The organism is Anoxybacillus sp. J5B_2022, from assembly GCF_026847645.1.
GTDB lineage: Bacteria > Bacillota > Bacilli > Bacillales > Anoxybacillaceae > Anoxybacteroides.
Window position 1 is genome coordinate 1 of sequence record NZ_JAPSMC010000071.1, and the last position, 13,426, is coordinate 13,426.

The 13,426-nt window shown below is 39.6% G+C and carries 14 protein-coding genes and 1 pseudogene; 13 read left to right on the plus strand and 2 right to left on the minus strand.

Annotated elements, in window-relative coordinates; all coding sequences use genetic code 11:
• Nucleotides 1-105: 105 nt before the first annotated feature.
• From M4I42_RS14720 to M4I42_RS14765, 10 genes are all read left to right on the plus strand, one after another.
• Nucleotides 106-489 carry a DUF302 domain-containing protein gene (locus M4I42_RS14720; protein WP_268852856.1) on the plus strand — a complete coding sequence of 128 codons (384 nt, stop codon included), beginning with the start codon at nt 106-108 and terminating at the stop codon, nt 487-489.
• A gap of 143 nt (nt 490-632) precedes the next feature.
• Nucleotides 633-1,916, plus strand: coding sequence for a cell wall-binding repeat-containing protein (locus M4I42_RS14725; protein WP_442864117.1), 1,284 nt, complete (start codon nt 633-635; stop codon nt 1,914-1,916).
• 378 nt (nt 1,917-2,294) lie between these two features.
• Nucleotides 2,295-2,546, plus strand: coding sequence for a hypothetical protein (locus M4I42_RS14730; protein ID WP_268852846.1), 252 nt, complete (start codon nt 2,295-2,297; stop codon nt 2,544-2,546).
• Nucleotides 2,547-2,768: 222 nt separating this feature from the next.
• Nucleotides 2,769-4,166 carry a sensor histidine kinase gene (locus tag M4I42_RS14735; RefSeq protein WP_268852847.1) on the plus strand — a complete coding sequence of 466 codons (1,398 nt, stop codon included), beginning with the start codon at nt 2,769-2,771 and terminating at the stop codon, nt 4,164-4,166.
• Nucleotides 4,144-4,815 carry a response regulator transcription factor gene (locus M4I42_RS14740; protein WP_268852848.1) on the plus strand — a complete coding sequence of 224 codons (672 nt, stop codon included), beginning with the start codon at nt 4,144-4,146 and terminating at the stop codon, nt 4,813-4,815. Before M4I42_RS14735 ends, M4I42_RS14740 begins: the two co-directional genes overlap by 23 nt.
• Before the next feature lie 11 nt (nt 4,816-4,826).
• A complete protein-coding gene (locus tag M4I42_RS14745; RefSeq protein ID WP_047817977.1) occupies nt 4,827-5,381 on the plus strand; it encodes a TVP38/TMEM64 family protein in 555 nt (184 codons plus the stop codon).
• 91 nt (nt 5,382-5,472) lie between these two features.
• A complete protein-coding gene (locus M4I42_RS14750; protein ID WP_268852849.1) occupies nt 5,473-6,447 on the plus strand; it encodes a F510_1955 family glycosylhydrolase in 975 nt (324 codons plus the stop codon).
• 114 nt (nt 6,448-6,561) lie between these two features.
• Nucleotides 6,562-7,290: an urease accessory protein UreH domain-containing protein gene (locus tag M4I42_RS14755; protein ID WP_268852850.1), complete on the plus strand. Its 729-nt coding sequence runs from the start codon at nt 6,562-6,564 to the stop codon at nt 7,288-7,290.
• 24 nt (nt 7,291-7,314) lie between these two features.
• Entirely contained in the window at nt 7,315-7,515 is a 201-nt protein-coding gene (locus M4I42_RS14760; protein WP_268852851.1) for an SHOCT domain-containing protein, read from the plus strand.
• A gap of 170 nt (nt 7,516-7,685) precedes the next feature.
• Entirely contained in the window at nt 7,686-8,924 is a 1,239-nt protein-coding gene (locus M4I42_RS14765) for a TlpA disulfide reductase family protein (RefSeq protein WP_268852852.1), read from the plus strand.
• A 79-nt stretch (nt 8,925-9,003) separates the two neighbouring features.
• Here M4I42_RS14765 and M4I42_RS14770 read toward each other — a convergent pair whose 3' ends face one another.
• Entirely contained in the window at nt 9,004-9,711 is a 708-nt protein-coding gene (locus tag M4I42_RS14770) for a cytochrome c biogenesis protein CcdA (RefSeq protein ID WP_268852853.1), read from the minus strand.
• A gap of 187 nt (nt 9,712-9,898) precedes the next feature.
• Here M4I42_RS14770 and M4I42_RS14775 point away from each other — a divergent pair, with 187 nt between their 5' ends.
• The 3 genes from M4I42_RS14775 to copZ are packed head-to-tail and all read left to right on the plus strand — an operon-like array spanning nt 9,899 to nt 12,849.
• A complete protein-coding gene (locus M4I42_RS14775; protein ID WP_011230402.1) occupies nt 9,899-10,210 on the plus strand; it encodes a metal-sensing transcriptional repressor in 312 nt (103 codons plus the stop codon).
• A gap of 17 nt (nt 10,211-10,227) precedes the next feature.
• Nucleotides 10,228-12,624 carry a heavy metal translocating P-type ATPase gene (locus M4I42_RS14780; RefSeq protein WP_268852854.1) on the plus strand — a complete coding sequence of 799 codons (2,397 nt, stop codon included), beginning with the start codon at nt 10,228-10,230 and terminating at the stop codon, nt 12,622-12,624.
• A gap of 21 nt (nt 12,625-12,645) precedes the next feature.
• Complete coding sequence (gene copZ / locus M4I42_RS14785) at nt 12,646-12,849, plus strand: copper chaperone CopZ (protein ID WP_268852855.1); 204 nt, start codon at nt 12,646-12,648, stop codon at nt 12,847-12,849.
• 173 nt (nt 12,850-13,022) lie between these two features.
• On the opposite strand, the pseudogene M4I42_RS17115 reads toward copZ, so the two are convergent.
• A pseudogene (locus tag M4I42_RS17115) lies at nt 13,023-13,202 on the minus strand (IS1634 family transposase); the annotation flags it as partial.
• Nucleotides 13,203-13,426 lie beyond the last annotated feature (224 nt).

Sequence of the window (13,426 nt, forward strand, 5' to 3'; positions counted from 1 at the left end):
GCTTTTAGTACACACTTGGCTTTTATGTTATATTATTATTAAGTTTTACATACAACTAAGTGGAATAGCATACAAAAATATGTTGGAGAAAGGTGGTTGATGAAAGTGTTTCATTATACGGTTGAAGTACAAAGGGAAATGAATGAAACGATGGAAATATTGGAGGAGAGTTTAAAAAGAGAAGGATTCGGAGTTTTGTGGAAATTTAGCGTCACGGAAAAGCTTCAAGAAAAAGGGTTCGATTTTCAAATACCGTTTGTGATTTTGGAAGTATGCAATCCTCAAGAGGCAGCGCGTGTACTTTCTGAAAATTTATTGGCAGGTTATTTTTTGCCATGCAAAATCGTGGTGTATAAAGAAAATGAAACGACAAAAATTGGGATGCCAAAACCAACCATGTTGATCAGCATGATGAATAATGAACAATTGGAACACTTAGCCGAGGATATTGAAAAAAGATTGATATCCTGCATCAATGAGTGTAAATAAAATAAAGTGAAAATCACATTGTTTTTTGATAAAAAGCCTTTTATTAGGCTTTTTTTTTATGGAATTTGGGAAAAGTTTAAAAGTAATAACAAATGGGGATAAATACAATAAAGAAAAGATTCTTTCAAGGAGGATTACACATGATCAGTAAATTACGTAGGGGAGCCCTAGTAGCTATGCTACCTGTCTTTATCATTACTGGATGTAACAATCAAAACAATGACCATAATCAGATGAATCAGGGGGTAAAAAAAATGGATGGTGCAAATATGGATATGTCCGCCAATGATAAAGACAAAGATAACAAAACAAATGAAATGGAGTTCGCGAAGCCACCGAGTTCTTTCAACCGTTTAGCGAACCAAAACATCATGATAACAGCGACGAAAAACGTTACCCGTATCAACACAGATGATCCTATTGAGTTATCCGTCATGGTTTCACAAACGGTTTGGCCTGCCACTCATAAAGAAAACCAGCCCGGCGGAATTATTTTAGTGCCCGTTGAAAGTTGGCAAATCGCATTGGCAAGTGTAGACTTAATTCATCATCCGAACAACGGTCCTGTTTTATTTACAAAAGATCAAAAAATACCGGATGCCGTCTTAAAGGAAATAAACCGTCTTCAACCTTTAGGCACAGCTGACGGTACGCAAATCACAGTGATGGGAAATCTCAAGAAAAGCGAACTAGATAAATTAAAGAATTTTAAGATGAAACAAATTAGTGAAACAGATCCAGCTGCGTTTGCGAAAGAAATTGACCAATTTTACAGCGACATTGCCGGCAAGACTCCACAAAGTGTGATTATTGGTTCTTTGGAAGATAAGGCAAAATTGTACACTCTTATAGCTGCCAATTGGATTGCCCACATGGAAGAACCGTTACTGTACGTCTCTTCGAATGAAATTCCACAGCCAACAAAAGAGGCGTTACAGCAAAGAAAAGGAAAAGCAAATATATATCTTTTAGGTCCCGAATCAGTAATCTCTAAAGAAGTGGAAAACGAACTAAAATCATTTGGCACTGTTGTCCGAATCGCAGGCGATACACCGGTGCAACAATCCGTTTCTTTTGCTACTTATAAAGATGAAAAAACAAAATTTGGCTGGGGGCTAAATAATCCGGGGCATGGCGTATCATTTATTTCAACGAAAACCCCTGAACTAGCGATTGCGGCTGCACCGTTTTCCCATCTAGGAAAACACGCACCTTTAATATGGCTAGAGAATGGGACATTAACAAAGGACGTATACGAATTTTTAGCTCGTTTAAAACCAACTTTTACGGATGATCCAACAGAGGGACCGTATAACCATGCATTTTTATCTGGTACATTCCGCTCCATCCCTTATCAAACGCAAGGAATTATTGACGAAAAGCTCGAAATTGTTCCGGCAACCGGAGAAGGACATGCAGGGCATTAGAAGCACGTAAATCTATATACGCAAAACAGCTTGCAAGCCGAGCAAGCTGTTTTTTTTATTTTTGAAACTTGTGGTGTTAATATGATGATGCAAACATATGGCATTCAACTAACATCAAAGGTTCTTGAATTATTCGCATATCATCACATACAACTTCTACAAGCTAATTTGTAATGATTCATGTTGTTTAAGAAACATGTAAGCAACAAAGTATGATTATGATGACAGAGCCATTAGGCCATTAGAAATTCTAATCGATTTTTGAAAATATCTAATTACTAATGATAATTCGTTACAAAAATTTGTAAATGTTTATGAACACTTTCTCCATACTTTTCCTTTATTCTAAAACCAGAAAAGGATGGAGGTGTTGAAAAAATGAAAAAATTTATTTCAGGTTTGCTCGTACTTGTTTCAGCTTTTGTATTAGCTACAGCTGTTTTTGCAGCAAGCAAAAACGATAATAAAGATTGGAAAGAAATGTTGCCAATGATGAAACAAATGCATCCAAACTTCTCAGAGGAACAATTACAAAAAATGTATGAACAGTGTCGAAATACTAAAAATATGGATCAAATGATGGATCAAATGATGGAACATATGATGAATAATAGCAAAACGAATCAATAAATGATGAAACAAGGAGTATATGATGTAAAGATCAGTTATTGAAACACTGTAGGCTTAAAACTACAGTGTTTTTTTCGTCCGCCTATTGTTGTATGATATTTGCAAGGCAATATTCGTGTGTATTTTTCACTGTAAAATCCATCGATTCTGCAAATTTATGTCGTAAAATAAAAAGCGCTCTACATAAAAGTAATAATGAGCTCTTATAAGGAAGGGACAAACGTGCGAAAAATTTCGTTTAAGTTAGGGCTATTATTTTTTGTCTTTGTGTTAGGAATCGAAACGGTTTTATTTGCGTCGTTATATGTGACACTCGTTAACGCTAGAATTAATGAAGAATTTGAGCAGCTGTTAGCGAGAGGGAACAATCACCGTGATGTATTGGAAAAAAGCTATCACCCTTCTACGTTAGAACATGTCACCATGATGGAGTCGGAAGCGGAGACCGACGTCGTTATTACCAATGACAAGGGGAAGATACTATATTTTTCAGATCATATTTTACCATTTGCTAAAAGAGTAATAAAAAAATCAAATAAAAACATTCCCTATGGCGGAATGATTGTGCAAAAAAATTGGCAAAGAGAGTCGTATATTTCGACAGTAAGCCCGATTCGGATTGACGGCAAGATCAAAGGGTATGTCTATATGTTTCAAAATACGGATTCTATTCAAAACATGATTGATAGGCTAAAACATCATTTTCTAGTCGTGGGCATTCTTTCCGTTTTTTTGACCATTATGACGATTGCTTTTTTATCAAGAATCATTACCATTCCGCTCATTCGGATGAAACAAGCGACCGAAAAACTGAGCAAGGGGGACTTTTCTGTCCGCCTGCAAGTAAAAGGAGAAGATGAGTTGGCACAGTTAGGAAAAGCGATTCAAACATTGGCAAAGGATTTAGAATACTTAAAAAAAGAAAGAAACGAATTTCTCGCTAGTATTTCTCATGAACTTCGTACTCCGTTGACGTATGTCAAAGGATATGCGGACATTGCGCGCAGACCGAACATCGCCGAGGAAGAACGAGCAAAATATTTGTCCATTATTTATGAGGAAGCAGAGCATATGCAAAAATTAGTGAAAGACTTGTTTGAGCTTGCGAAAATGGATCAACATTCGTTTCAAATCGAGAAAGAGCCAACTCCACTGTGCCTTTTTTTAAAAAAAATATACGTGAAAATGTATCCCGCGTTTCAGGCGAAAAATATGTCGCTTGTCTACCGCTGTGATGAAGACATTACTGTCCATATTGATCGACAGCGTTTTGAACAAGTGATGATCAACCTTTTAGACAATGCGTTAAAATATTCTCATCAAGGTTCTACCGTTTCCATTGATGTAAGAATGGAGAAAAAGAACGTGATGATCATGATTTCCGACGAAGGAATAGGAATTCCTGAAGCAGATTTGCCGCATATTTTTGAACGATTTTATCGGGTCGACAAGTCAAGATCGAGAACAAGTGGAGGGACGGGATTAGGATTGGCGATTGTGAAAGAAATTGTCGAAGCGCACGGCGGTTCGATTTACGCAACGAGCCAATTCGGAAAAGGGACAAACATGATCATTACATTGCCAGGAGGGGATGAAGGTGTACACGGTTTTATTGGTTGATGACGAAAAACGAATGTTAGATTTATTAGAGCTGTATCTTGCACCGAAAGGGTACCGTTGTGTGAAATGCGAGTCAGGGGTAGCGGCGATCCGCTATTTGGAAAACAATAAAGCGGATCTCGTTTTGCTTGATGTGATGATGCCAGAGATGGACGGATGGGAAATGTGCAAACAAATACGAGAGTTTTCGAATGTCCCAATTATTATGGTAACAGCAAGAGGAGAAACGACAGATGTTGTCCAAGGGTTGAAAATCGGAGCAGATGATTATATTACAAAACCATTTGACGAATCTGAGCTGCTCGCTCGGATCGAAGCGGTATTGCGCCGTTCTGTAGGAAAACAAGCGAAACTGGAGTTTAACGGCTTAGTTTGGGATGAAGCGCAGCATAAAGTCCAATATGCTGGGCACGATATTTTTCTCACGCCAAAAGAGTTTGCCATTTTAGGACTTTTTCTCAAAAATCCAAACAGGGTATTTAGCCGAGGGCAACTCATCGTGACATTATGGGGGTATAACGCCAATACAGAAGAACGGACAATCGATTCGCATGTGAAAAATATTCGGGAAAAGCTCCGCCAAGCTGGTTTTCCAATCGATGAATTTTTGCAAACCGTTTGGGGTGTAGGATATAAATGGGGGGGATAAGGTAAAAAGAAATGGAAGAGAAGCTCATAACATTGTTTCATACATATGAAAGCGTTGCTTATCTCATTAGTATTGCGATCAATATTGTGATCAGTATTTTAGGCGTTGTACCGAGCGTATTTCTCACTGCAGCTAACTTGGCGGTATTCGGTTTTTGGAAAGGCACCTTTTTATCGTTTGTAGGGGAAGCTGTTGGGGCGATTGTTTCTTTCGTTTTATATCGAAAAGGATTTCACAAACTTTCGGAAACGAAATGGTTTTCCTATCCGAAAGTGAAACGTTTGCTTGAGGCAGAAGGGGTAGAAGCCTTTTCGCTTATTTTGTCTTTGCGTCTTCTTCCTTTTGTTCCGTCGGGACTTGTGACGTTTGTGGCAGCGATCGGACACACCTCCTTACTGATCTTTATCATTGCCAGCTCGCTTGGAAAGCTGCCAGCACTTTTGTTAGAGGCATATTCGGTTTATCAAGTGATGAATTGGACATGGCAAGGGAAAGTGATATCGACACTTCTATCTGTTTTTTTATTTATATTTACTTGGAAGAAAATCACTCGAAAAAAGGCTTAAACGAATGAAAAAGGGGTTTGCAATTCCATACATTCTGCAAATATCTGTTATAAAATGTGCGAAATCTACATTATACAAAGGAGAGTCGACCATGACAAAAATGACGAAAGCAATCATCATTACATCATCCATTCTTCTTCTAAGCGCTTGTTCATCATCCAACGAAAAAGAGCAGGCCTTTATTACAAGCAAAGAACAAGCAAAATCGAATGTATCTGTTACCAATAATCCTTTCTTTCAAGAAAAAAAAGAAGGAAAGATCGAGCATTTACATGGAATCGGTTATGCAGGCAACCAAAATGCGATTTACTTTGCTACACATGAAGGTTTATTCGTTTACCAAAATAATAAATGGTATGAAGCGATTTCTAATAAGCATGATTATATGGGCTTTTCGGCTACAGACGACGGCTTTTATTCATCAGGGCATCCGGAAGAAGGTTCATCTTTAGGAAATCCACTTGGTCTCGTGAAAAGTTTTGATAATGGACAAACATTGATGAATTTAGGATTTTATAAAGAATCTGATTTTCATTATATGACCGTTGGCTATAAAAGCCATACCATTTATGTTGTGAACCAAGAAGAAAATAAAACGCTCGGACAAGGGGTATTTTACAGTAAAGACGACGGCAAAACGTGGTCGCCAAGTCAATTGAACGGCTTGCCGCAAACTGCAGCGGGAACGATTGCTGCCCACCCAACGGATGAAAATATGGTTGGAATTAGTACATCGGAAGGAATTTTTGTTTCGAGAGATAATGGGAATACGTTTGAACGGTTTACTCGAAAAATCAATACGACGACGTTTGCGTTCCAAGAAAAATTCATTGTATTTGCAGCTGTAGAGAACGATAAACCTATCCTAATCAAACAATCATTAGACACAAAACAAGAGGAAGTTCTTTCTGTTCCTGCATTGGATAAAAAAGATTATATTATGTATATCACCTCTAATCCAACAAATGACAACGAAATAGTGATTGCGACGATGAACGGGGATATTTTCATGACAAAAAATAACGGTGCAAGCTGGACAAAACTAGCATCGAAAGGGAAAATATAAAAAGACATGCGGGTGCATGTCTTTTTGCTTACTGAAAAATATATCGCTCCACAATTTCTGCAAAATTCACTGCTACAATATAAACATCAGATAAAGAAGAAGGTGAGAAGAAGGGTGTATTCGTTCTTGAGTCAAATCAGTAACCTTCTAAGTCAACCGTTTCTTAATATGGCAAATAGCATGACAGCGATTCCTATTTTGTCAGCCTTTCTTCTTGGCATCGTGGGAGCGATGGCTCCGTGTCAACTCACTGGTAATTTAGGAGCGATCACATTATACAGTAATCAGTCTTTGCAAAAAGGAATGGCTTGGAAAGAGTTGCTTTTATTTATTTTCGGTAAAATCGTTGCTTTTTCCGGTTTAGGCTTGATTGTCTGGCTCATGGGGAGAGAGATTCAAAGTACGCTAACATTGTATTTTCCGTGGTTAAGAAAGCTCGTTGGTCCCATTCTCATTCTTGTAGGCTTATATTTGTTAGGGCTTTTTAAAATGTATTGGAACGTTACCTTGTTCAAAGTGCCTGAGAGATGGCGAAAAGGAAAAATCGGTTCGTTTTTCATGGGATTTGGCTTTTCATTAGCTTTTTGTCCAACGATGTTTATGCTGTTTTTTGTCACTCTCATGCCTCTCGTCTATTCAACGTCTTATGGGGTGCTATTACCGAGCATCTTTGCCGTTGGAACTTCTGTACCTGTTATTTTCTTTATCTTTGTCCTTTGGTACTTAGGATTTAGCGGCACTCTGATGAAAAAAGGAAGGCAGGTAGGGGGGATTGTTCAAAAAGCAGCCGGAATCGTGATGGTTTTACTTGGTATATTAGATACGATCACTTATTGGTTTTAAAGTTAGGAAAAGGAGGGAAACTCAATGGGAATGTTTGGAGGTTCTTTTATGATGGTTGGGATCATGTTATTCTGGGTTGTATTAATCGCCGTTGGTTTTTATCTCTTACATCGTTTTATCAATGATCGTAAAGAAGAACTCTCTCCGATAGAAATATTGAAAATACGATTAGCCAAAGGAGAGATCACTTTAGATGAATTTGAACAGTTATCCAAAAAATTGTAGTCGTTATATTATACAGGAGATGCGATTTACTATTGCTCCCCCTTTTTTTCATTTCATAGATGAAGGAAGTTGTTGATTGCATTGTCAACAACTTCTTTTTATCTCCATAATAAATTCATATTTTTTATTTATAATAAGCCAACTACATAAAATTTTGGAGGGATGCGTAATTGCAATTCGGCAATATTGTAGTTCAAGGCGAAAATCTTTTGCTCGTAAGCGGCTTACTGGCTAGCTATGTTATGTTTTATTATGGCATTAAGATATTAAAAATAGAACGAAACATCATGGATTTAATTTTGAACAGTTTTATTAACGGTGTACTCATTTGGAAATTTAGTTATGTCGTTTTACATCCGAATTCAGTTTTACAAAATCCGATGACAATCCTTTATTTTAACGGGGGATATGTTGGCATTAGTATGGCGATTGTTTTTATCACCATCTATACTTGGTTATACGTAAAAAAGCAGAATATTCCTGTGGCTTCTTATACGCGGGCAATGGTTCCAGTATATTTTGGCTATTTTAGTACTTTTGCATGGATCCGGGTAATGGAAAATTCAGAAAATTATTTCATCATTTTGCAAGCAATAGTAGCGATTTGTTTTTTTATAGTAGCATCACGAGTCAAAACTCAAAAAACTTTATTGCACCTTCTTATATGGTTCCATCTCATCCAATTCGAACTAGCCCTGTATAAAAAATATTTTGTAAATACAGGAATCATATCAAAAGAAGTGTGGTTGTATGGCTCTCTCGTTATCGTTTTTATATGTATTTCATATTGGTTAGAGAGGCGAGAAAGAGAAGCAGCTCTTGGGGACGAGAACAAGGGGCGGAGAAACGCAATGACCCAACTCGCTTTAGGTGTGATGATGGTAAGTATTGCTGTAGCTTCTATTTTTAACAATCAACAGGAAGAAGGAAAGATCAAACCAAAGCCGGTCGTGTCTACTTCATTGGATTCGGGAAAAATCGGCACGAATAAAGGAGAAGTTGCCCCGGATTTTGAATTACTTTCAATTACAGGGGATAAAATAAAATTGTCTGATTTGCGTGGAAAAACGGTGATATTGAATTTTTGGGCTACTTGGTGTCCGCCTTGTAGAGCTGAAATGCCAGAAATGCAAAAGTTCTACGAAAACAATAAAAATAACAATGTAGAAATTTTAGCAGTCAACTTAACGAATAGCGAACGAGGTCCTGATGCGGTGAACGATTTTGTGAAAAATAAGGGAGTGACATTTAAAGTTGTGCTTGATGAGCAAGGGGAAATTGGAAATCTATACGGTGCAATAACGATCCCCACTTCGTATATCATCGATAAAAACGGGGTTATTAGAGATAAGTATATAGGTCCTATGTCTTATGAAACGATGGATCGCATGATCTCGAATATTCAATAAAAACTAAATAATGATCCCTCCTGAGTGGACAGTAACAAGAATTGTTGCTATTCACTCAAGGGGGGATTTCGGGAGTATATTAAAAACCTGTGAACCCACCAAACAAACCTGTAAAAAAGATAATGATCTTTGTCATCCAATCAAAAAACAGCAGAATTCCCATGATAATCATAAGAACTCCTCCGACTTTGACGATGACAGCGTTGTATCTTTTTATCCAATTCAACTTGCTGATAAAAAATGACATAATGAAGAAAGGTACAGCAAACCCTAATACATATGCGAACATGTACAACATGGCTGCACTCGGTTTGGTAGCGGCTAACGCGATCACTGATACAAGAATTGGACCTGTGCAGGGAGTCCAGCCCGCTGCGAATCCTATGCCGATTAAAATAGAGCCAAAATAACCGGAAGGCTTGTTGCGGAAAACTAACCGTTTATCTTTCATCATAAAGGAAGGTGAAAATACACCTAAAATGACGAGACCAAAAAAGATAATGAACAAGGCGCTAATTTGTCTGATTAAATCTTGGTAATTAACGAATAATTTTCCTATTACAGAAGTACCAAAACCAATAGCGATGAAGATGACGGAAAAACCGAGCAAGAAAAAGAATGTATGAAGTATTGCGCGTTTTTGAAGCATCCCATTCTCTTTCTTTATTTCATCAACGGATACTCCAGTAATGTAAGATAAAAAAGCTGGATATAGTGGTAAACAACAAGGGGATATAAAAGACAGTAATCCCGCTCCGAAAGCTAGAAATACATTGATATCGTTCATATTGATCGATCCTCTCTCTTCAATCTTAATAACGATACTGTAAAATAAAATTGTGAATTTTTTGTGGAAAATGGGATTTTCCCTACTTAGTGTTTATTATGGATTGTTGGCGAACATGATTTGTGAGATATCCTAGTTGCGATTTATACCCATTACCGGTATAATGTAATTCAAGGAGTGATGTTTGATGAACCATTATGAAGATCATAATATGGATAAAAAAATGGTTCCACGAACGGAACAGGAAATCGAAAGCATTATCAAGCGCTTGAAGCGCATTGAAGGACAAGTGCGCGGGGTGCAAAAAATGGTCGAAGACAATCGGTATTGCATCGATATTTTAGTGCAAATTTCTGCGATTACGGCCGCGTTAAATAAAGTCGGATTGAATTTGTTAGAACGCCATGTCAGCCATTGTGTGTCGAAAGCGATCCGCGAAGGAAGCGGAGAAGAATCCATTCGCGAATTAATGGATGTCATTAAACAGTTCTCAAAGTGAAAGGAGTGGGAAGCATTATGAGTGAACAAAAGCATGTGACACTTAGAGTGACCGGCATGACATGTGCCGCGTGTGCTAATCGGATTGAGAAAGTATTAAATAAGATGGATGGAGTAGAAGCCAATGTCAATTTGGCAATGGAAAAAGCAACGATTAAATATGATCCATCGAAGCAAATGATCGCCGATATCGAAACAAAAATTGAGAATTTGGGGTATGGCGTTGCGACAGAAAAGGTGACGCTTGATATTGAAGGCATGACATGTGCGGCATGTGCGACACGGATTGAAAAAGGGTTAAATCGGATGGAAGGTGTGACAAGCGCTACTGTAAACTTGGCGACAAACAGTGCGGTTGTCGAATACAAGGAAGGCGTTACATCTGTCGAAGACATTTTAGAGAAAATCAAAAAGCTTGGGTACAAAGGGCAAATTCGAAACGAAGAACAAGACGATGCTGGCCGGAAAGAAGAGCGGCTTAAACAAAAACAACGGCAACTCGCCATTTCCATCATCTTATCGTTGCCGCTGCTTTATACGATGCTTGCCCATATGCCGTTTGATATCGGCTTGCCGATGCCGCATCTGTTAATGAATCCGTGGTTCCAGCTTCTTTTAGCTACACCCGTTCAGTTCTACATCGGCGGTCCTTTCTATGTCGGGGCGTACCGGGCGTTACGAAACAAGAGCGCTAACATGGACGTCCTCGTGGCGCTTGGAACATCAGCCGCGTACTTTTACAGCTTGTATGAAGCTTTTCGGACGCTTGGGAATCCTGAATATATGCCAAGATTATATTTTGAAACGAGTGCCGTCTTGATTACGCTTGTGCTTGTCGGAAAATACTTTGAGGCTCTTGCGAAAGGGCGAACAACAGAAGCTATCTCTAAGTTGTTGAGCCTGCAGGCAAAGGAAGCGACTGTTATCCGTAATGGGGAGGAAAGAAAGGTTCCGCTCGAGGAAGTGGTGATCGGCGATACGATTCTTGTCAAGCCAGGAGAAAAAATCCCGGTAGACGGTACTGTCATCGCCGGAGCATCCTCCGTAGACGAATCGATGATTACCGGTGAATCGATTCCGGTTGATAAGAAGGAAGGCGACTATGTGATCGGGGCAACCATTAATACAAATGGTGTACTGACCATTCGCGCAGAAAAAGTAGGAAAAGATACAGCACTTGCCAATATCATTAAAATCGTCGAAGAGGCGCAAGGTTCGAAAGCTCCGATTCAGCGGATGGCGGATGTCATTTCCGGTATTTTCGTACCGATTGTTGTGGGAATTGCTGTCGTTGCATTCATTATATGGTACTTCTTTGTTGCGCCGGGTGATTTGGCAAAAGCGCTTGAGGTGGCCATCGCCGTTCTCGTCATTGCGTGTCCTTGTGCGCTCGGTCTTGCCACGCCGACATCGATTATGGTCGGAACAGGGAAAGGAGCAGAACATGGCATTCTTTTTAAAGGAGGTGAGTACCTAGAGGGAACGCATAAAATCAATGCCGTATTACTCGATAAAACAGGAACAGTGACAAAAGGAAAACCAGAAGTGACAGATGTGTTACAATTCCAAGAAAACATGCTCGACTATGCCGTTTCGGCCGAGAGCGCTTCGGAACATCCGTTGGCTCATGCGATTGTCGAATACGGGAAGAAACAAGCGATTTCGATGAAGCCATTGGAGCATTTCTCTGCCATTACAGGCCACGGAATTGAAGCTGTCATTGACGGAAAAAGCATCCTTATTGGAACGCGAAAATTGATGAAGGAGCGCTCTGTAGAGATTTCTGTGCATGAAGATAAAATGGTAGAGCTTGAAAAACAAGGGAAAACAGTCATGCTCGTTGCCATCGATGGGCAACTTGCCGGCATCATTGCCGTCGCGGATACGGTAAAAGAAAGCTCAAAAGAGGCGATTGCAACATTAAAACAAATGGGTATCGAAGTGTACATGGTAACAGGAGACAATAAACGGACAGCAGAAGCGATCGCAAACCAAGTGAACATTGATCATGTCTATGCAGAGGTGCTTCCGGAAGACAAAGCAAAAATTGTCGAGGAATTGCAAAAACAAGGAAAACGTGTGGCGATGGTTGGCGATGGAATAAATGACGCCCCAGCTCTTGCCAAAGCGGATATTGGTATGGCGATTGGCACAGGAGCGGATGTTGCCATCGAAACGGCCGATGTTACCTTGGTCGGTGGGGATTTAGCCCATATTCCGAAAGCGATTGAGTTAAGCCGCAAAACAATGAAAAACATTCGGCAAAATCTGTTCTGGGCTTTGTTCTATAATACAGTTGGCATTCCTGTAGCCGCTGCTGGACTGTTGGAACCATGGATCGCTGGGGCAGCGATGGCATTTAGCTCTGTATCCGTTGTGACAAACGCGCTTCGTTTGAAACGCGTGAAAATATAAACATTTTAGGAGGAATGGATGATGACGATTACATTACAAGTACAAGGAATGACATGCGGACATTGCAAAGCGGCGGTGACCAATGCCCTTCAAGCGTTGGATGGCGTCAGCCGCGTCGAAGTACATTTGCAAGAAGGTACAGTCGATGTAGATTATGATGAAACAAAAGTAAGCGTAGAAAAACTGAAAGAAGCGATTGAAGAGCAAGGATATGATGTGAAGTAAGGGAGAAAAGGGTGTTCCTCTGTCGAAGGGATGCCCTTTTTTAGTATCGAAAGGTTTTTTCTTTTTATGAAGAATAATGAACCCGAGTTCGACAGTTACTAGGCAAACAAAATGCCTCTCGCCCTTTGATACAAAAAGGATAGGAGGCATTTGGGCACACTTCGGGCGTGTATCTAGGTGCAAGGATGGATGCCTAGGATCTTCGGAGGAAGTTCCAGCCCTAGAGCCGCAAAGAGTTGCGCTTGTTTGGACGTCAGTTCGGTTCGTTGATCAAGGTCTCCGTTTTTGTAAGAAAAATGTCCAAGCAAGAGACGCTCGCCTTCGTCTCTTGCTGTCGGCCGCGATTCACGAGTCAGGAGAAAGGAATCGCGGAATGCTTTTGGCCAGACGCTTCAAGACAGCGCGATCCACCTCGTCTTCGCGCCCAAACGAATCAATCACCTTCGCTTTCCCATAGTTGGCCTTTGGATCCCATTCTTATCATTCATCGCGTAAAATCGACAAAAATCGGGGTACGTCTTTAAAGTTTTTTACAGCACCTCTTAAATTTTGTATTTTTTTTGAAAAATAAACTATT